This is a genomic window from Actinokineospora fastidiosa, from assembly GCF_014648415.1.
GTDB lineage: Bacteria > Actinomycetota > Actinomycetes > Mycobacteriales > Pseudonocardiaceae > Actinokineospora > Actinokineospora fastidiosa.
The window spans coordinates 1661068-1680367 of the sequence record NZ_BMRB01000002.1 but is presented as its reverse complement, the minus strand read 5'-3'; the positions used below and the strand labels follow the sequence as shown (position 1 = coordinate 1680367).

The following is a 19300-nucleotide window of genomic DNA, read 5'->3' as shown; positions in this document are numbered from 1 at the left end:
TCGGGGCCACCATGTTACTTCCGAGTAATAGCTACCGGGTAGTGGCGCGGGTCACCCGGGCGACGGTCAGCTCGATGCGCGCCAGGCCGTCCTCGGTGCGCACGGACATCGGCAGCCCGGCCGCGGCCGCCGCCCGCTCGAACCCCGACTCCGACGGCAGGCACCAGGCCACCAGCCGTGTGTGCCCGGCCGCCCTGGCGATCGCGCCCAGGCGGGTGATCATCGCCGAGCCCACGCCCTGGCGCTGCCACGCGTCCTCGACGAGCACGGACACCTCCGCCTCGGCCGGGTCGGTCGTCCTGATCACCTGCGCCATGCCGATCACGCTCGTGCCCGCCATCGCCAGCAGGGTGCGCCCGCGCGGCGGCTGGAGCAGCCGGTGCAGCCAGCGGCGCGGGAGCGTGCGGACGCCCGCGTGATAGCGGGCGAAGAGGGTCTGCGTCGAGCAGCGCGCGTGCAGCTCGGTGACGGCGTCGGCGTCGTCGGCCCTGCCCTCGCGCAGCACGACGCCCGCGCCGGTCCTCGTGATGACCGCGGACGGTCCGGGCACGGCCCCGGCGGCGGCCAGCACCTCGGCGAACGCGCCCGCGCGGGCCAGCTCGACCTCGGTGAACGGCGCCCAGCCGCGCCGCGCGGCCAGCTCGGTCCCGTCGGGGAGCCGGACGACGGCGCACCCGTGGTCGCCCAGCGAGCCGGTCCCGACCGCGTCCGCGCCCAGCAGGACCCGCACCGCCTCGGCGGTGGTCTGCGGGTCGCGCAGGGCGCTCGCGGTCGCGCGCAGGGCGGCGGTGGTGCGGTCGACGAGGTGCCGCACGTCGGCGCGGGTGATGCCCACGCACCGGCCGCCCTCGGCGCGGATGTCGCCGATCAGCGCCGCCGGGGCCAGGCCGGGCGGGGTGCTGACCACGATCTCGTCCACCACGCCGCCGGGCACCGGCAGCACCGACAGGCTCAGGACGTTGCAGTCGCGCGCGGCCAGCCGGGTGGTGACCCGCGCCAGCGCGCCGGGGCGGTCGTCGAGGCTCACCCGCAGCCGCCAGGTGGTGGGTGTGTCCATGCCAGCAGCCTGCCCGCCCGGTATTGCCTGCCGGGGGCGTGCGGGTTTCCGTTCTGTGATGTGACCGGGTTCGCACCTACGGCTGCCCGATGGGACCTCCCCCTCGGCCCTCCCGGTTCCTACCGTCGGGGCATGGTCGGGTTCCGGTACCGGCTGCCGCGCGCTCCGGTGGCCAGCACGTCCGTCGACATAGGACACGTGGAGGTCCGGATCGTGCTGAGCCTCGACGGCGAGGTGGCCGTCGCGGGCCCGGACCGCGCGCCCTGCCTGGCCGCCGTGCGCGAACTCGGGACGGGCGTGCGCGTCGGCGGCGTCAGCGGCCCCCGGCCCAGGATCACCGCGGGCGCAGGCCACCGCTTCACCCAGACGACCCGCTCCTTCCGCGTGCCCGACACCGCCGTGTCGGCGGGCCTGTGCGTGGTCGACTTCGCCCGCGCCGCCGTCTCGGTCGCGGGCACCCTGCGCTACCGGCTCGCCGTCTCCGCCCGCCCCCGCACCGACGGCGGCCGCCCGGCGTGGGACGGCGCCCGCGCGTGGATGCAGCGCCACGACCAGGAGGTGTCGGCCATCGGCATGGTCGTCCTCGCCGCCGTCCCGGTGGCCCCCGACCGCCTGGTGGCCTCGTGATCAGCCGGTCGGCACCGACCAGATCCGGACGACGCCGTCGCCGTCGGCGGTGGCGAGGAGCGGTTCGACCGGGCTGAACGCGACCGCCATGACCCCGTCGTCGTCCTCGTCGTGCCCGGGCAGCGTCGCGATCGACTCCCGGGTGACCAGATCCCAGACGCGCACCGTCCCGTCCTTGCTGCCGGTGGCGAGGAGGTTCCCGTCCGGGCTGAAGGCCAGCGACGTGATGAGCGCCCGGTGCCCGCGCAGGTCGGCGACCTTCTGCCAGGAGGACTGCGCCCAGAGGGCCACGGCCTCCTCGCCCGCGGTGGCGACGAACTGGGCGGTGGGGCTGAAGGCCAGCGCCGTGACGCCGTCGGTCGTGAACCCGCCTACCGCGCGCTGGCTGCGCAGATCCCAGATGTCAACCTCGTATCCCCCGCCGAAGGTGGCCATCAGGCTGCCGCCCGGGTCGACGGCCAGGTCCGCGCAGTCCTCGGCCCCGGTGTCCAGAGTGGACGCGCGCGAACCGGTCGTCGCGTCCCAGAACTCCAGCGCGCAGCTGCCGTCGCCGACGCGGAGGGTGGCGACGGTCGAGCCGCCCGGCACGAACGCGCTCGCCACCGTGCCGCCCGTGGTGGCGCCGTCCAGCAGCCGCGTGGTCAGGTTCCCGGTGGCCGCCCATACTCCCGCACCGCCGTTCCCGCTCACCGCGAGCGACGAGCCGTCCGCGCCGTAGGAGATCCAGGAACCGCCGCCCTCGGTCATCAGGGTCGCGGTGACGGCGCCGCTCTCCACCGAGTGAACCACCACACCCGGCACGTCCGACCCGCTCGCCCTGTAGACGCCGACCGCGAGTTGCTTGCCGTCCGGGCTGAACGCCAGCGCGTCCAGGCCGCCCTGAACGGTGAACGTCTTCGCCATCGTCGGGCTGATCGTCCGCGGCACGCTGGATCGGGTGGGCGCCGTGTCCGAGGCCGCGGGTTCGTCCGCGGTGGCCCGGCCGATGAGGTCGATGCCGCCGACCGTCGCCGAACCCAGCACCAGCACCGCGGCGACGGCCATCGCGGCGAACCGGGCGGGATGTGCGGACGCGTAGTTGCTGATGCGCTGGGTGATCGTGACCGGGCCGCCCGCGACGATGTCCCCGATGTGGTTCCCGCCCACGTTGTGCACGACGCGGCCAGCGGGCGGCACGGGGGCGAGCACCTCCCGCGCGAAGTGCTGATCCTGCTCGGCCACCGCCCGCAGCACCCGTGCGGCCTCGTCCCGGGTGGACGGTGTCACGGCCGCGTTGTCGGCCTCGGCCTGGAGCCGCTCGATCACCGGGTGGGCGCCGAGCCGCGCGGCGACCACCGCCCTGATCCGGACCGCGGGGCCGGAGGCCGGTCTCTCGGCCAGCAAGGCGACTACCGTTTCCATGTCCATGCGAGTCCCAATCTCGGGGTGAATTGGTTTCGGAACGGGGTGGATCAGCCGCACATGACCCAGCGGCCGTCCGGCTCCCGGCGCACGCCGGAGTTCCAGTCGTCCGGCTTCTCCAGTCGCCGCCTGAGGTCGGGGTCCAGGTCCTGCGGCAGGTTGCCGTGCGTCCAGGCGAGTTCGGCCTGGTAGGTGCTTCCGCCGGTGAACGGCCGGTCGGCCGGGGCGACGGAGACGACCACGACGGTGAGGGTGACGCCTGCGAGGCTGACGCCGCCCTCCTCTGCGGTCCCGGACCGGTATTCGTCCACCACCCCGAGCCTGGTCTCCAGCCAGTCGAACCGCTCCGGGCACACGAGCCTCTCCGCGGCAGCCTCGTCGTTGGCGTTGAGCGCGGCGGCGAAATCGGCGACGGCCCTCTCCGGCGTGCTTTGATCGGATGCCTGCGTCGTGGGGGCGCCCTCGGTCGTGGCGGGGCCGCCGACCTCGGCCACGACCCGGTACGCGCCCCAGCCTGACAGGCCGAGCACGACGGCGAGGGCCACCGCCACCAGCGCGGTCGTGACCGGGCGGGCGCCCGCGAAGTTCCGGATCCGCTGGTCGATCGTGACCGGACCGGTGGAGACGATGTCGCCGACGCTGTTCCCGCCGGTGTTGTGCGTGGTCCTGACGAGCGGACCACCGGGGGCGTCCGTCCGCTGCCGTGCCGTCTCCGTTGGGCCGATGGCCGCGACCAGGCCCGCCGCGAACGCCGCGGCGTTGCGCACCGCGATGTCCTGCCATCCGGCGGAGTCGGCGGCCTCCTTGTGGCCTTCCGCCAGGTCGCTGATGCCGCGGACGGCGATCGTGGGGGTCGACTCGTGCAGGTGGCCCGCCAGCGCGACCCCGGAGCTCTCCATCTCGACGGCGACCGCGTCGTTGTAGTGCGAGCGCAGCCGCTCGCGCTCCGGCGCGGTCGAGGAGTTGAGCACGACCTCGCCCGCCGCGACCGGCTCGAAGTGCACCTCGGCCGAGGTGGCGTCCGCGCCCGGCCACGCCTTGCGCCGGTCGACGAGCTTGGCCAGCTGGACCAGGCGGTGGGAGGTGTCCCACGCCTGCGGGCGGGCGAGGAACTCCTCGCCGTCGATCCGACCGCCGTGGTAGGCGTACACCCGGGTGGCGACCACGACGTCGCCGAGCGCGATCCACTGCCGCAGGCCGCCCGCGATGCCCACGAACAGCACCGCCGCCGGGCGGAACTCCGCGATCGCCCGTTCGGTGATCGCCGCGGCGTTCACGGTGCCCATGCCGATGACCGCGAGGGCGACCGGGCAGTCCGGCCTGCCCGCGAGCGTGCCCACCTCGAACACCGTGCCCGCGGGGTGGTGGTGCGCCCGCAGGTCGGTCAGGTGCGCCCGGACGGCCGCGCACTCCAGGTCGAGCGCGGTGAGGATGACGATCATGGGACTCCGTTCGGTCCGGTCGCGGCGTCACGCTAGGGCGGGCGGGCACTTCTCGTCAAGGTGATGATTACGGGCGCCTCGTACCTGTCGTCTCGTCGGGAGGTCTTCATTCGTTTCACTTGTCGTCCGGGTGACATGAACTAGGCTTGCGCCATGTCCAGCGACTGGGAGATCCCCGCGGTTGCCGTCGCCGTCGACCTGGTCGTCCTCACGGTGCGGTCGGCGCGGCTGCAGGTCCTGCTCGTCGAGCGCGGGATCGAGCCCTACGCGGGGAAGTTGGCGCTACCCGGCGGGTTCCTGGCCTCGGAGCGGGAGGACGTCGACACGGCGGCCGGGCGCGAGCTGGCCGAGGAGACCGGCCTGCGACCGGAGAACCTGCACCTGGAGCAGCTGCGGACCTACGGCGCGCCGAACCGCGACCCGCGGCGCCGCGTCATCGCCGTGGCGTACCTGGCCATCGTGCCCGACCTGCCGGAGCCGACGGCGGGCGGCGACGCGCGCTCGGCCCGGTGGGTTCCGGTGTCCCAGGTGCTCACCCGACGCGCCACGCTGGCCTTCGACCACCAGCGCATCCTGTCCGACGGGGTCGAGCGGGCCAGGAGCAGGCTGGAGTACTCGGCACTGGCCACGGCGTTCTGCCCGCCGCAGTTCACCGTCGCCGACTTGCGCAACGTCTACGAGATCGTGTGGGGCGAGACCCTCGACCCGCGCAACTTCCACCGCAAGGTCACCGGCGTGGCGGACTTCCTGGTCCCGACCGGCGGCCACACGACCAAGCACGGCGGCAGGCCTGCCGCGCTGTACCGCAGGGGGACCGCCGACGTGCTGCACCCGCCGATCCTGCGGAGCACCGGCGGCTGGCGCTAGCCGCCGATCATCACCGTGCCCGCGGCGACGATCGTGCCCGTGGGGGCCGGGGCGGGGTCGTTGCAGGTGTTGACCTTGTCGCCGTTGCGGGCGGCGGGCTTGTTGTTGATGAGGACCGACGAGCTGCCCTTGACCACCGTGCCCTGATTGGTCGGCGGATTCTGGAACGTCGACGGCGGCGGGACGATGTGCGGCGGCGCGTTGGTCGCGGTGCTGCCGACCACGGCTGCGGGCTGGCCGCCGATGAGCACGTCGGCGCTGCACCCCCCGGTGATGGTGCCCGCGAACGGCAACGGCGTCGGCGTGGCGACCGGACCGCCGGGGGAGGGGACCAGCACGACGTGCGTGTCGGTGCCGACCACCTTGTCGCCCATCTTGGCCGCGAAGCTCATGCCCGCACCCGTCGTTCCGGGGAGAGCGGACCGGGCAGGCTCGGGCGCAGTGCCTGTTTCGCCGCGGATGTCATGCGCGCACCCACCGTTTCGGCGCGGAGGGGCTCAGCGCGCCGGGCACGTTCTGGCCGGAGCGCAACGCCAGCTTCTCCGCGGGCGGGGCGATGTCCTCGTCGGACGCGGGCAGGTAGGCCGCCGACGCCGTGAACACGAAGGCGGCTCGGGCGGGCATGCCGAGGCTGCTCCACAGGTCGCCGGGGCCGTCGCCGGACAGCGCCAGGGTCACCGGCTCGTCGGCGTCGGACTCGAAGCAGTCCGGCGGGATGGCGTCGGCGAACAGGATCGCGCGCAGGGCCAGGTCCAGCAGCCGGTGCTCGTCGCCGACCTTCGCCGCGCGGGCGGTGACCAGGTAGGACAGCACGCAGCGGCGGGCGGGGGCGCGGCGGGAGCGCACCGCGCCGCGCTCGTCGCGGATGTCGTCCCATCCCGACTCGCGGCCGCGCGGGTCGTCGTGCAGGCCGAACAGGAACAGATCGATCGCCGCGGACGGGCGCTCGGTCTGCCAGGTGGGCTTCGGCGGGTCCAGCCGCACGGCCGTGCCCTCGGGCAGGGCGCGGCCGATGAGCACGCACAGCGCGTCGTCCACCTCGGTGATCACACGCGCCAGTCTTCGCCCGGTCCGGACGCCCTGTACACGGTCCGCCGCCCGTCCTTCCGGTGCGGCGGGTTCGCCCGAAGGTGCAGCCGCGGGTGCCCCGGCCCCCGCCCCGCGGCGACTGCGGTTGATCGCCGCGTCCCCCCAAGCTCGGAACCGGCGGATCCGCTCGCATGTGAGGGAGAAGAAGTCGACATGGCCAGCAGCTACCTCGCGCCCGGCGTCTACATGGAGGAGGTGTCCTCCGGATCACGGCCCATCGAGGCCGTGGGCACCGCGGTCGCGGCGTTCGTCGGGTTCGCCGAGCGCGGCCCCCTGCACGAACCGGTCCTCGTGACGAACTGGACCCAGTTCAAGACGACCTTCGGCGATTTCGTGCCGGGCTGCTATCTGGCCCACGCCGTCTACGGCTACTTCCAGAACGGCGGCGGCGTCGCCTACGTGGTGCGCGTCGGCGCCGCGCCCGACGGCGGCGCGCAGGGCAACGGGCACGCCCCCGCCGCGCGGGCCGAGCTGCCCGGCGCCGAGGGCCGCCCCGGCCTCACCGTGGCCGCCCGCTCGCCCATGGACACCGACCTGGCCGTCGAGGTCACGCCCGACGGCGAGGACACCTTCCGGCTCGTGGTCAAGAAGGCGGGCCAGCCGGTGGAGACGTTCGACAACGTCACCGCCAAGCGCGGCCCCAACAACGTGGCCACCGTGGTGCAGCAGCAGTCCAAGCTGATCACCGTCGAGGAGGTCAAGGGCAAGGCGCTGGCCGTGCCGAACGCCGGGGAGACCGCGCTGGTCCCGCCAGCGGACGCCAACCTGCCCGCCAGGATCGACTCCAACGAGTACGTGGGCAACGCCGCCGACCGCACCGGCTTCGCCGGGCTGGAGGCCATCGACGAGATCACCATGCTCTGCGTCCCCGACCTCATGGCCGCCCACCAGGCGGGCGCGCTCAGCGGCGAGGACGTCAAGGCAGTGCAGCTGGCGATGATCGCGCACTGCGAGCTCATGGCCGACCGGGTGGCCATCCTGGACGCCCCGCCCGGGCTCAAGGCGCAGCAGGTCAAGGAGTGGCGGCAGGACTTCGCTGGCTACGACTCCAAGTACGCCGCGCTGTACTGGCCGTGGATCAAGGTTGCCGACCCGGTCGCGGGCAAGCAGGTGTTCGTGCCGCCGTCGGGCCACATGGCGGGCATCTGGGCGCGCAACGACTCCCAGCGCGGCGTGCACAAGGCCCCCGCGAACGAGGTCGTGCGCGGCGCGGTGACGCTGGAGCTGAACATCACCAAGGGTGAGCACGACCTGCTGAACCCCATCGCGGTCAACTGCATCCGCTCCTTCCGCGGCCAGGGCATCCGGGTGTGGGGCGCGCGCACGCTCTCCAGCGACCCCGAGTGGCGCTACCTCAACGTGCGCAGGCTGTTCAACTACGTGGAGAAGTCCATCCTGCAGGGCACGAACTGGGTGGTGTTCGAGCCCAACGACCCCAAGCTGTGGGACTCGGTCAAGCGCACGGTGACGATGTTCCTGCGGCGGGTCTGGCGCGACGGCGCCCTGTTCGGCAAGTCGCCCGCCGAGGCGTTCTTCGTCAAGTGCGACGAGGAGAACAACCCCCCGGAGAACCGGGACGCGGGCATCCTCACCGTGGAGATCGGCATCGCGCCGGTCAAGCCCGCCGAGTTCGTGGTGTTCCGCATCTCGCAGTTCGCCGAGGGCGCCGGTCTCGAGGAATAGGAGTTAGGTCATGGCGGGTGGACTGGGTTCCAACCAACCGAACGACGCGCTGACCGCGGCGCGGTTCTCGATCACCATCGACGGCTACGAGATCGCGTCGTTCTCCGAGCTGCAGGGCATCACCACCGAGGTGGAGCCGGTCGAGCTGATGGAGTCGACGGACAAGGAGGTCGTCCTCAAGAAGCTGCCGGGCAAGACCAAGCCCGCGACGCTGGTGCTCAAGCGCGGCAAGAACTCCAGCATGGAACTGTGGGCCTGGCACGAGGCCGTGCTCGCCGGGGACATCGTCGCCGCGCGCAAGTCGTGCTCGCTGGTCATGTACGGCACGGACGGCAAGCCGGTGGCGCGGTACCACCTCGAGCACGCGTGGCCGTCCAAACTGGAGATCGGCGCGCTGAAGGCGGGCTCCAGCGAGGTGCTGATGGAGACGGTCACGATCGTGTCCGAGCGCATCCAGCGCGTGTCGGTGTGACGGCGGCGGTCACCTCGACCGGGCTGCGCACGGAGTACCCGTTCACGCTGCCCCGCGGGTACGTCGACGAGCACGGCCAGGTGCACCGCTCCGGCGTCATGCGCCTGGCCACGGCCCGCGACGAGATCACGACGCAGTCCGACCAGCGGGCGCGCGCCAACCCGGCGTACCTGACGGTGCTGCTGCTGGAGCGCACGGTCACCACGCTGGGCGACCTGCCCGCTGTGGACACGTTCGTGGTGGAGAACCTGTTCGCCTCCGACATGGCGTTCCTGCAGGACCTGTACCGACGCATCAACGCAGACGGGCACACCGAGGTCGCGGTGGACTGCCCGCACTGCGGCAAGGGCTTCGCGGTGGACCTCGCCGGTGATGCGCCGGGGGGATCGTGACGTACGCGACCGACCGCCTCTGGGAGGAGGTCGCGTACGTCGCCTACTACCTGCACTGGCAGTTCGACTCGATCCTCGACCTCGAACACCCGGTGCGCACCCGGCTGATCACCGAGATCGGCCGCATCCACACCAGAGTCGAGCAGTAGGAGGGAGGGGCCCATGCGGTGGAGGTTCTGGGGCACGGCCAAAGCGGACCAGGCCCCACCCGACGACGCGACGCATCCGGCGCCGGGCGGCGCGGCAGGTCCAGCGCCGGGCGCCGGTCCCGCTGGTGCGGGATCGCCGGGAAGCCCGGATGCCCAGTGGGCCACCGGTGCGACCGCAGGCGGCACGGGGCCTGCCGGCGGTGCAGGCTCGGCAGGCGGCCCGGTGGAGCAATGGACTGCTGGTGACTCGGCTGGTTCGGCCTTTCCGGGCGGCAGCGCGCGGGAGCAGGCGTCGGGCGGTGCGGCAGGTCAAGCATCGGCTGGCGGCATTGTCGGGCAGGCGTCGAATGGCGCGGCGGGGCAGGCGCTGGCCGGAGGTTCGGCAGGTCAGGTGCCGGTGGGCCACAGGTCGGCTGGTGACTCGGCTGGTTCGGCCACGGGCGGCGGAGCGCCGGGGCCGGGCGGGTCTGGCCAGGCGAGCGGTGCGGGTGGGGCGGGGGCTGGGCGTGGGTCTGCTCGGTCCTGGGCCTCCTTGCCGCCGTTGACGCCCACTGTTCGGGGGGTTGCGCCGTTGGTGGTGGGGGACGCTCCGGTGCGGCCGCCGTTGATCGATCCTCGAGCCTCCGTCGTGGTGGAGCGGGAGGCGATCGGGCGGGTGGAGGGGTTGGCGCGGGTGTTGCCGGTGCCTGAGGTGGTGGCCGGGCCGACCGCGCCGTTGCCGCCGCCGCCCGCGCCGCGGCGGGTGCGGGCTGGGCTGGCTGGTGAGAGCAAACCGTTGACCGCGGCGACCGACGAGTTCGTCGGGGAGGCGCGGGAGCCCGCGGAGCCGTACCGGGCGCCCGGGTGGCTCCGGCACATTCCCGAGTGGATGAAGCCCGAGGCCGCGCCCGCTATCCCCAGCACCATCCCGGCGGACTTCCCCACGTCAATCCCGACGGCCATCCCCACCAACATCCCCGCTGTCCTGCCGCCCCTCACCCCACCGCCTGCCCAGCAGGCCGATCCGGCGCCGCGACCGTCCCCCGAGCCGCCCGCCCGGGTGGCCGAGCAGGGGACCGCGCCCGCGCCGCCGAGGCCGCTGCCGCCGCGGCGACGGTCCTTGGGGCAGACGCGCAGGCTCGGGCTCGGCGCGCCGGTCTCGCGGGTGGAGCCCGATGCCCCGCCGGAGACGCCCGCTCGCACCGGGTTCCCGTACACCCTGGACGGTCTGCGCAAGGTCGACCAGCCGCCGTCGCTCGCCGAGGCGCTTGCCGCGACTGCTGAGCAGCCCCCGCTTGTGCACCCCGAGGCGCTTGGGGCGACCGCTGAGCAGCCCCCGCTCGTGCACCCCGAAGCGCTTGCGGCGACCGCCGAACAGCCTCCGCTCGTGCACCCCGAGGCCACGCCGACCGGGTCGGAGGACCGGTCGGAGCGCCCTTTTGACCGGCCCCCGGCCCCGGGGGAGCCGATCGTGCAGGTGACCGCCCCCGCCGACATCGCCGACGACGTCAGCCGGACGACCGGCACCGACGTCACCGACGTCCCCGTCTTCCGCGGCCCCGCCGTCGACGCCGCCGCGCGGGAGCGGGGCGCGCGGGCGTTCGCCAGGGCAGGCGCCGTGTTCCTCCCCGACGCCGCCGGTCCCCTCACCGCGCCCAAGGCGCGCGCGCTCGTCGCCCACGAACTCGTGCACGTCGCCCAGCAGCGCGTGCTCGGCAGGGTGCCGGACCAGGGCCGCAGGCTGGAGGCCGAGGCCGTCGCCGTCGAACGCCGCTACGAGACCACCAGCGCCGCCGCCCCCGAACTCCACCACCCGAGGCCTGCCCCCGCCCCGGCGCTCGGCGGACCAGCCCAGCTCGCCGTCCAGCCGACGGCCGTGCAGTCGTCGCACTTCGAGCAGCCCGAACGCGAGGAGATCGCGCACATCGCCGAGACCTCCGCCCACCGCGTGGTCGAGCAGTGGAGCCACCCCCGGCTCGGCGGCGGCCCCGCGCCCGCGCCTGCGCCGGAGTTCGACCGCGAGGCCCGCCGCCAGGAGCTGGAGGCGGAGATGCTCGACATGATCAACACCGACCGCGACTACCAGAACCTCCCCCCGGTCGGGCACCTCGACCAGGCCGACCTCGAACGCCTGGAGCGCAGGCTCGACCGGGAGGAGTTCACCGGCTTCCGGCCGAGCCCGCGCCGCTCGTGGTCGGCGCCGCCGCCGGACGGCGTGTTCGGCGACGTGGTCCAGTTCAGCGAGGTCGTCGGCGCGGACGGCAGGCCCCGGCCGATGCCCTCTGCAGGCGCGCCCGCTCCGGCGCCCGCGCGGCAGGGACGGACGCCGGACAGACCGCGACCGGTCGAGCCCGACGACGAGGACGAGCACAGGCCGCACCGCTATTCCGACCACCGGGACCGCCGCAGGGCGGACGAGGTCGACGGCGTGTTCGGCGACGTCGTGCAGTTCAGCGAGACCGTCCCGATCCGCCGCCCGGACGACGGCCACGACCGCGCGGGCCACGGCAGCGAGCAGGAGCCGATCGACCTCGACCGGGTCGACATCGAGGAGCTGACCGCCCGCCTGTACGAGCGGCTGCGCGGGCGGTTGCGCCTCGAGCTGCTGGTCGACCGCGAACGCGCCGGGCTTCTGACCGACTTCCGCTAGAGAAAGGGGGCGAATCGTGCCACTGAGCGACAGCAGCAAGATCGGCATGGCGAACCGGTTCGTCGTGCGCATGTCCGGCAAGAAGGTCTACGACCTGGGCAGCTGGACCAAGGCCGACGGCCTGGACGTGGCCTTCGACGTGGCCGAGTACCGCGCGGGCGACCAGGGCAACAACCGGTTCTACTTCCCGGGCAACACCAAGTACACCAACGTCAAGCTCTCCCGCGCGGTGTCGGACGAGACCAAGCAGGTGCGGGAGTGGCTCGACAAGAACCAGTTCAACTGCGAGGTCTTCGACGGCGTGATCGAGCTCTACACCGCGCTGCACGCCGACCCCGTCACCACCTGGGACCTGCGCGAGGTCATGCCCGCCCGGTGGGCGATCAGCAGCTTCGACGCCGGGGCGAGCCAGATCTCCGTCGAGACCCTCGAACTCGTCCACAGTGGATTCCTGCCGGACGAGCGGATGCTGTTCTGACCACCTGAGGAGGTGCGCCGTGGCCATGACCATGAAGACCATGCTGGCCCTCACCACGCGGTTCCACGTGTCGGTCGACGGCGTGGACCTCGGCGGCTGGGCCCGCTGCAAGGGACTCGCGGTGAAGTTCAACCCGCACAAGGTGAAGGAGGGCGGCAACTACCTCTACCAGCCGGTGCTGCCCGGCAACATCGACTACCCCGAGGTCACGCTGGAGCGCGCGATGGACAAGGCCAGCGCCGCCATGGTGCAGGCGTGGCTGCGCAACCGCGCCCAGGCGTGGGTCCAGTCGATGATCGGCGCCCCCGGCGGCACCGCCCGCATCACGCTGTTCGACGCGCACGCCAAGGAGGTCACCTCCTGGCACCTGCGCAACGTCTACCCCAGCAGCTGGAAGGGCCCTGACCTGGACGCGACGTCGCTGGGCGTGGCGATGGAATCGTTGACACTGGTGCACGAGGGGTTCCTGTGACCGACTTCAGCGTGGCGATGTCCGGCGGCCCGGTCGACCAGGCCGCGAGCGCGGTGAGCACGCCGATGGACATGGCGCAGAGCACGGCGTCGGCGGTCGTGGGCGCGGGGGTCGGCGCGGCGGTGGTCGCGGGCGCGCGCGTGCCCGCCGTGCTGTACTGCCTCAACCCGAAGACCCCGGGCGTGGTGCCGTTCGACTTCAACCCGGAGAAGATCTCCATCCGGCGCAGCGCCAGCTACGTCTCCCGCCCCAACATGCACGACCTGCAGGAGCCCGCGGGCGGCACGGCGACCATCACCCGCAAGGTGATGGCCCCGGAGATCGTGCTGAGCAAGGTCACCTTCGAGGGGCTGACCGCGAAGCTGCGCTGCGACCAGCTGATCCGCTGGATGAGCCCGTTCAGCGGCCCGGGCGCGACCGGCATCGGCGGCGCGACGCTGGAGACCACGCTGCCGGAGCTGATCTTCCAGTGGGGCCCGCCGATGGTGGCCTTCATGTACGAGGTGCGCCTGCTCAACGTCGCGATCACCTTCGTCCGCTTCGACGTGACCGGCATCCCGCTGCGCGCCGAGGTGGACCTGAAGCTGCGCCAGCAGCCCAGCGCGCTGGCCAGCCTGCCCACCAACCCGACCTCCGGCGGCCTGCCCGGCCGCGCCACGCACACCGTCGGCGACGGCGAGACGCTGACCTCGATCGCCACCGCCCGCTACGGCAGGCCGGGGCTGTGGCGGCGCATCGCCGAGGTCAACGGGATCACCGACCCGAGCAGGGTCCGGCCCGGCCGCACGCTCTACCTGCCCAACCCGCACGAGCTGACCGGGGGCACGGCGTGACGGGCCTGTTCTCCGACGCCTCCGCGGTGGTCATGCCCGCGGTGTCGATCGGCCACCCGGTCGGCGTGCCGATGCTGCCGATGTATTCCCAACAGCTGATCCGCGCCGTCGTGGACACCCACCTGCACCTGCCCGACATGTTCGAGCTGACGTTCACCGACGAGGCGGGCACGCTCGTGGCCGACACCGGGCTCGCCATCGGCGCGGTGGTCACCGTCAAGGGCCGCAAGGCGGGCGGGTCGGACACCGAGCTCATCACCGGCGAGGTGACCGCGATCGAGGCGGTCTGCCAGGACGCGATGATCCTCACCGTCGTGCGCGGCTACGAGAAGGCGCACCGGCTGCAGCGGGCGCGGCGCACCCGCACGTTCGTCAACATGACCGACTCCGACATCGCGCGCAAGATCGCCCGCGAGGCCGGGCTGCGCGTCGGGACGATCGAGGCATCCCGCGGCACGCACGAGCACATCGCCCAGATCGCCCAGACCGACTGGGACTTCCTCACCGCCCGCGCCCGCGAGATCGGCTACGAGACCGGCGTCGCGGGCGGGGAGTTCTTCTTCCGCGCGGCCTCCTCGGCCTCCGGCGGGGGCGGCGGCCTGGTGGACGCGGCGGCGTCGCTGGCCGGGCTCGGCTCGACGCTGACCTTCAAGCGCAACCTGCACACGTTCCTGGCCCGCACGAGCGCGGCCAACCTGACCCCCGACGTCGAGGTCAGGGTGTGGGACCCGACGACGGCCGAGGTCGTGGTCGGCCGCTCGGACTCGACCACCGGCTCGGCCAGTGTGGACGACGACCCGCAAGCGCTTGCCCGCTCGTTCGGCAGCGGGATCTCGCTGCCGGTGCCGGTCCCCGCGCCCCCGCCGCTGCCCGGGATGCCCGCGCTGGACATGGGCCCGACGCCCAGCGCGACGGCCTACCTCGTGGTCGACCGCCCGGTGGGCAGCGGGCCGAGCGCGCAGAGCGCGGCGGACCGGGTCGCGCGCAGCGTCGCCGACCACGTGTCGAGCACGTTCGCCGAGGCCGACGGGGACGCCGACGGCGACCCGGCGATCCAGGCCGGGGCCACCGTCGCCATCGCGGGCGTGCCCGCCCAGTTCGAGGGCGACTGGGTGGTGACCAACGCCCGGCACGTCTTCGACCCGACCGAGGGCGGCTACCACACCCGGTTCGTCGTCAGCGGACGCCAGGACCGGTCGCTGCTGCGGCTCACCGCCGCCGGGTCGGCGCGCCAGTCGCCGACCGACGGGCTGGTGTGCGCGGTGGTCACCAACGCCAAGGACCCGCGCCACCTCGGCAGGGTCAAGGTGGCGATGCCGTGGCTGGCGCCGGACTACGAGTCCGACTGGGCGCGCGTGGCGCAGGTGGGGGCCGGGCGGCGCAGCGGGATGCTGTTCCTGCCCGAGGTCGGCGACGAGGTGCTGGTGGGCTTCGAGTTCGGCGACCCGCGCCGCCCGTACGTGCTCGGCGGGCTGGTGAACCGCAACTCCGACTTCGGCTCGCTGGAGACCTCGGTCAACGGCTCGGGCGCGGTCGTCGAGCGCGGCATCGCCTCGCCTGCGGGCAACCGGCTGCTGTTCGGCGACGAGGTCGTGCCGCCCGCGCCCCGGCCGCGGCGCTCGGACATCGTGCTGGGCACCAAGGACGACAAGCTCTCGCTGCGCATCGACCAGGTCGCCGGGACCGTCTCGCTGAAGTGCGACCCCGCGCCGCCGGTCAGCCAGGTCCCGGGCGCGCTGACCATCGAGTGCGGCGGGCAGGGCTCGATCACCATCAAGGCGGGCCTGGCCGGGCTGAAGCTGGAGTCCGACGGCCCGCTGACGCTCAAGGGCAAGACGGTCGCGATCGAGGGGCAGACCGCCACCGAGATCAAGGGCAAGATCATCAAGCTGAACTGAAGGAGGACGCGGTGTCGGCAGACTTCGTGGGCGCTGGCTGGGCGTTCCCGCTCGGGGTCGGCGCCCAGGGCGGCATCGCGCTCGTGCGCCGGGAGGTGGAGCTGGAGCAGGCGATGCGCCTCATCCTGGCGACCTACCCGGGGGAGCGGCCGATGCGGCCGGAGTTCGGCAGCCGCATCCGCGACTACGTCTTCCGCTCCATCGACCCGGCCACGATCGCCGAGCTGGCGCACGAGGTGCGGCGGGCGCTGCTGCGCTGGGAGCCGAGGGTGGACATCGAGGTCGTGGACGTGCGTCCCGACCCGGACACGGAGGGCGCGCTGTTCATCGACATCCGGTACCGGATCAAGGACACCAACGACCGGCGCAACCTGGTCTTCCCGTTCTACACCATCCCAGAGGACGGGAGTGACTACTGATGGCCCTGCCCGCCCCCAACCTCGACGACCGCCGCTTCCAGGACCTGGTCGACGACGCCAAGCGCATGGTGATGCGCCGCTGTCCCGAGTGGACCGACCACAACGTGTCCGACCCGGGCGTGACGCTGATCGAGACGTTCGCCTACATGACCGACCAGCTGCTGTTCCGGCTCAACCAGGTGCCCGACCGGCTGTACGTGAAGTTCCTGGAGATGATCGGGCTGCGGCTCATCCCGCCCGCGACCGCGCGGGTGCCGGTGACGTTCTGGCTCTCGGCCCCGGCGATCGCGCCGGTCGGGATCCCGGCCGGGACCGAGGTGGCGACCGTGCGGACCGACGTGGAGGAGTCGGTCGTGTTCTCCACCGCGCACCCGCTGTCGATCATCCCCTGCGCGGTGCACGCGGTGGCGACGGTGACCGACGGCGAGCCCGCCTTCCACACCGACGCGCTGCGCATGGGGGAGACGTTCCCGGCGTTCTCGGCGGTGCCCGCGCCCGGCGACCTGCTGCTGGTCGGGCTGACCTCGGCCGTCCCGCACTGCGTCGTGCGGTTGGACGTCTCGGCGCGGGTCGAGGGCGTCGGCGTGCACCCGGACCACCCGCCGCTGGTCTGGGAGGCGTGGACCGGGTCGGAATGGGTGGAGTGCGTTGTCAGCAAGGACAGCACGGGCGCGCTCAACACCGCGGGCGAGGTGCTGGTGCACGTGCCCGGGACGCACGAGGTGAGCGTGATCGCGGGGGAGCGGGCCGGGTGGTTGCGCGCCCGCGTTGTCGAGGTCGGCGCGGAGTTCCCGACCTACCACGAGTCGCCGATCATCGGCGCGCTCGCGGCGGGGACCGTGGGCGGCACCGTGGAGGCCGCGCACTGCGAGCTGGTGGACGACGAGGTGCTGGGCGTGTCGGAGGGCGTGCCCGGGCAGTCGTTCCCGATCGAGCGCGGTCCCGTGGTGGCCGACCGGGTGGTGCTGGAGGTGTCGTCGGACGCCGGGTGGCAGGAGTGGACCCGGGTCGAGCACTTCGTCGGCAGCGGGCCGCAGGACCGGCACTACGTGCTCGACGCGGCGGGCGGGACCGTCTACTTCGGTCCGTCCATCCGGGAGGCCGACGGCGGGTTCCGCGTGCACGGCGCCGTGCCCGAGCCGTCCGCGGTGATCCGGCTGCGGTACGCCGTGGGCGGCGGGCGGCTGGGCAACGTGGGGCGGGGCACGATCCGGACGCTGAAGTCGTCCATCCCGTTCGTCGCGTCGGTGGAGAACCTGCACGCGGCATCGGGCGGGGTGGACGGGGAGACCGTCGAGCAGGCCAAGGCGCGCGGGCCCATCCTGCTGCGGACCCGCAGCCGGGCGGTCACCGCGGAGGACTACGAGGCAATCACCCGCGAGGCCGCCCCGGACGTGGCGCGCGTGCGGTGCGTCACGGCGGGCGACGACGAGGCCGACGCGGGCTCGCTGCGGGTGCTGGTCGTCCCCGCGGCGGCGCAGCGCGACGGGCGCGTCGAGTTCGCCGACCTGGTGCCGGGCGAGGACATGCTCGCGCGCATCACCGACCGGCTGGACTCGGTGCGGCTGATCGGCACGCGGGTGCTGGTGTCGCCGCCGCGGTATCGCGGGGTGACGGTGGTGGCCCGGCTGATCGCGCGGCCCCGGGTGGACCAGGCGCGGGTGCGCACGGACGCCCTGGCGGCGTTGTACGGGTTCCTGAACCCGATCAGCGGCGGGCCCGACGGGACGGGCTGGCCGTTCGGGCGGCCGGTGCAGGCCGGGGACGTCTACGCGCTGCTGCAGCGGGTGCGCGGCGTCGACCTGGTCGAGGACGTCCGGCTGTTCGGCGCGAACCCGGTGACCGGCGAGCGCGGGGCGCAGACGCAGCGGCTTGAGTTGGACCGGCACAGTCTGGTGTTCGGGTACGACCACCACGTGAAGGTGGAGGACCACTGATGCGCGGTCTGGTCCCCGGTCTGGCCTCCCCGTCCCCGCTGCTGGACATGCTGCCCGCGGTGTACCAGGAGGACCCCTTCACCGAGCGGTTCGTGGCGGGCTTCGACGACGTGCTGGCGCCCATTCTGTCGACAGTGGACTGCCTGGTGAACTACGTCGACCCGATGCTGGCGCCGGAGGACTTCCTGACGTGGCTGTCGGGCTGGGTGGGCATCGCCCTGGACCCGGAGTGGCCCGTGGAGCGCAAACGGGCTGTGGTGGCGTCGGCGGTGGAGATGTACCGGATGCGGGGGACGGTCGCGGGGCTGCGCGCGCACCTGGAGGTGCTGACCGGCGGCACCGTGGACATAGCCGACAGCGGCGGCGTCGCGTGGTCGACCGACCCGGGCGCGCCCCTGCCCGGCGAGTCCCACCCCCGCCTCGCCGTCCGCGTCCGCGCGGCGGCGCCGATCCCGCAGGAAGTGGTCGAGGAAGCGGTGGCCGCGGGCAAACCAGCCCACGTGGTCCACCGGGTGGAGGTGACGACGTGATCGTCTGCAAGGGCTGCGGCCACCACAACTCCGAGAAGGACACCTTCTGCGGCCAATGCGGCGCTTTCCTGGAGTGGACGGGCGAGCGCGTCCAACCGCCTCCACCGCCCCCGGTGGAGGAGGACGAGGAGGAGGCCGCCCCGAAGCGCGGCTTCCTGTCGCGGCTGCAGTCGGTCCTCTACGCGGACGTGGGCAACCGCCCACCCGTCGAATCCACCCCCCGCCCAGGCGCCACCCCCACCCGCCCGGGCACAACCCCCACCCGCCCGGGCACAACCCCCACCCGTCCCGCCCCACCCCGCCCCGGCGGCCCTTCAGCGACCCCCTCCACGTCGTCCGCCCCGTCCCGCCCCAGCCCCCCGCCCAAGCCCGGCTCACCCCCACCCAAGCCACCCCCGCCGAAGCCGCCTCCGCCCAAACCGCCACTACCCCCCAAACCCCCAGTCCCCCCCAAGCCCAGCGCCGTCCCCCCACCTCCCCCAAAAACCCCCGCCGCAGCGCCTCCCGCACCCCCAGCACCGCCCGCACCCCCAGCCCCACCAAAGCCAGTCAGCGCGGTCCCCCCACCACCGCCCCCCAAACCCAGCACCACAGCACCCCCACCCCCACCCGCTCCGCCGCCCCCAGCCGCAGCCGCCCCACCACCCGCTGCGGCGATCCCGGGTGCGGCGGCCCCGCCCCCCGCTGCCGCGACACCAGGCGCCGCGAGCCCCCCACCCGCTCCGGCGGTGGCGGGTGGGGCGGCCCCGCCGTCCGTTCCGGCGGTGCCGGGTGCGGCGGCCCCGCCCCCCGCTGCGGCGACACCAGGCGCAGGGAGCCCCCCACCTGCCTCGGTGGTGCCGGGTGGGGCGGCCCCGCCGTCCGTTCCGGCGGTGCCGGGTGCGGCGGCCCCGCCGTCCGTTCCGGTGGTCCCGGGTGCGGGGGC

General features: G+C 73.6%; 19 protein-coding genes. 14 read left to right on the top strand and 5 right to left on the bottom strand.

Going from position 1 to position 19300, the window contains the following annotated elements; genetic code table 11:
• Positions 1–31 precede the first annotated feature (31 nt).
• Complete coding sequence (locus tag IEY98_RS17635; RefSeq protein ID WP_189211495.1) at positions 32–1057, bottom strand: GNAT family N-acetyltransferase; 1026 nt, start codon at positions 1055–1057, stop codon at positions 32–34.
• 132 nt (positions 1058–1189) lie between these two features.
• Between IEY98_RS17635 and IEY98_RS17630 the strand changes: the two genes are divergently transcribed.
• On the top strand, positions 1190–1684 hold the full coding sequence (locus tag IEY98_RS17630) for a hypothetical protein (RefSeq protein WP_189211494.1): 495 nt from the start codon (positions 1190–1192) through the stop codon (positions 1682–1684).
• Here the strand turns inward: IEY98_RS17630 and IEY98_RS17625 are convergent, their stop codons facing one another.
• Together IEY98_RS17625 and IEY98_RS17620 are read right to left on the bottom strand one after the other, a co-directional pair.
• Complete coding sequence (locus IEY98_RS17625) at positions 1685–3085, bottom strand: WD40 repeat domain-containing protein (RefSeq protein ID WP_189211493.1); 1401 nt, start codon at positions 3083–3085, stop codon at positions 1685–1687.
• Between the two features lie 50 nt (positions 3086–3135).
• Positions 3136–4527, bottom strand: a complete 1392-nt coding sequence (locus IEY98_RS17620; protein ID WP_189211492.1) for a 5'-methylthioadenosine/S-adenosylhomocysteine nucleosidase family protein — start codon at positions 4525–4527, stop codon at positions 3136–3138.
• 153 nt (positions 4528–4680) lie between these two features.
• On the opposite strand from IEY98_RS17620, the gene IEY98_RS17615 reads away from it, so the two are divergent.
• Positions 4681–5394: an NUDIX hydrolase gene (locus IEY98_RS17615; RefSeq protein ID WP_189211491.1), complete on the top strand. Its 714-nt coding sequence runs from the start codon at positions 4681–4683 to the stop codon at positions 5392–5394.
• On the opposite strand, the gene IEY98_RS17610 is transcribed toward IEY98_RS17615, so the two are convergent.
• Positions 5391–5786, bottom strand: coding sequence for a PAAR domain-containing protein (locus IEY98_RS17610; protein ID WP_189211490.1), 396 nt, complete (start codon positions 5784–5786; stop codon positions 5391–5393). The two genes, IEY98_RS17615 and IEY98_RS17610, sit on opposite strands and share 4 nt — an antisense overlap.
• Positions 5787–5856: 70 nt before the next feature.
• Positions 5857–6444 carry a Pvc16 family protein gene (locus IEY98_RS17605; protein WP_189211489.1) on the bottom strand — a complete coding sequence of 196 codons (588 nt, stop codon included), beginning with the start codon at positions 6442–6444 and terminating at the stop codon, positions 5857–5859.
• Positions 6445–6636: 192 nt separating this feature from the next.
• Here IEY98_RS17605 and IEY98_RS17600 point away from each other — a divergent pair, with 192 nt between their 5' ends.
• The 12 genes from IEY98_RS17600 to IEY98_RS17545 all read left to right on the top strand — a co-directional run bounded on the left by IEY98_RS17600 (position 6637) and on the right by IEY98_RS17545 (position 18375).
• Positions 6637–8166 (top strand): phage tail sheath family protein, encoded by a 1530-nt coding sequence (locus IEY98_RS17600; protein ID WP_189211488.1) that lies wholly within the window; start codon positions 6637–6639, stop codon positions 8164–8166.
• 10 nt (positions 8167–8176) lie between these two features.
• Positions 8177–8638: a phage tail protein gene (locus IEY98_RS17595; RefSeq protein ID WP_189211487.1), complete on the top strand. Its 462-nt coding sequence runs from the start codon at positions 8177–8179 to the stop codon at positions 8636–8638.
• The gene (locus IEY98_RS17590; RefSeq protein ID WP_189211486.1) at positions 8635–9030 is read left to right on the top strand and encodes a phage tail assembly protein; all 396 of its coding nucleotides are present in this window, start codon (positions 8635–8637) and stop codon (positions 9028–9030) included. The genes IEY98_RS17595 and IEY98_RS17590 overlap by 4 nt, the downstream gene beginning before the upstream one ends.
• Complete coding sequence (locus IEY98_RS17585) at positions 9027–9179, top strand: DUF6760 family protein (protein ID WP_189211485.1); 153 nt, start codon at positions 9027–9029, stop codon at positions 9177–9179. The genes IEY98_RS17590 and IEY98_RS17585 overlap by 4 nt, the downstream gene beginning before the upstream one ends.
• Positions 9180–9861: 682 nt before the next feature.
• A complete protein-coding gene (locus IEY98_RS17580; protein WP_189211484.1) occupies positions 9862–11808 on the top strand; it encodes an eCIS core domain-containing protein in 1947 nt (648 codons plus the stop codon).
• A gap of 16 nt (positions 11809–11824) precedes the next feature.
• A complete protein-coding gene (locus IEY98_RS17575; protein ID WP_189211483.1) occupies positions 11825–12286 on the top strand; it encodes a phage tail protein in 462 nt (153 codons plus the stop codon).
• Positions 12287–12311: 25 nt separating this feature from the next.
• The gene (locus IEY98_RS17570; protein ID WP_189211482.1) at positions 12312–12758 is read left to right on the top strand and encodes a phage tail protein; all 447 of its coding nucleotides are present in this window, start codon (positions 12312–12314) and stop codon (positions 12756–12758) included.
• Positions 12755–13591 carry a LysM peptidoglycan-binding domain-containing protein gene (locus IEY98_RS17565; RefSeq protein WP_189211481.1) on the top strand — a complete coding sequence of 279 codons (837 nt, stop codon included), beginning with the start codon at positions 12755–12757 and terminating at the stop codon, positions 13589–13591. The genes IEY98_RS17570 and IEY98_RS17565 overlap by 4 nt, the downstream gene beginning before the upstream one ends.
• Positions 13588–15489, top strand: coding sequence for a phage baseplate assembly protein V (locus IEY98_RS17560; protein ID WP_189211480.1), 1902 nt, complete (start codon positions 13588–13590; stop codon positions 15487–15489). The genes IEY98_RS17565 and IEY98_RS17560 overlap by 4 nt, the downstream gene beginning before the upstream one ends.
• 11 nt (positions 15490–15500) lie before the next feature.
• Positions 15501–15908 carry a GPW/gp25 family protein gene (locus tag IEY98_RS17555; protein ID WP_189211479.1) on the top strand — a complete coding sequence of 136 codons (408 nt, stop codon included), beginning with the start codon at positions 15501–15503 and terminating at the stop codon, positions 15906–15908.
• Positions 15908–17845, top strand: coding sequence for a putative baseplate assembly protein (locus tag IEY98_RS17550; protein WP_189211478.1), 1938 nt, complete (start codon positions 15908–15910; stop codon positions 17843–17845). The genes IEY98_RS17555 and IEY98_RS17550 overlap by 1 nt, the downstream gene beginning before the upstream one ends.
• Positions 17845–18375, top strand: coding sequence for a phage tail protein I (locus tag IEY98_RS17545; RefSeq protein ID WP_189211477.1), 531 nt, complete (start codon positions 17845–17847; stop codon positions 18373–18375). The genes IEY98_RS17550 and IEY98_RS17545 overlap by 1 nt, the downstream gene beginning before the upstream one ends.
• Positions 18376–19300: the final 925 nt, after the last annotated feature.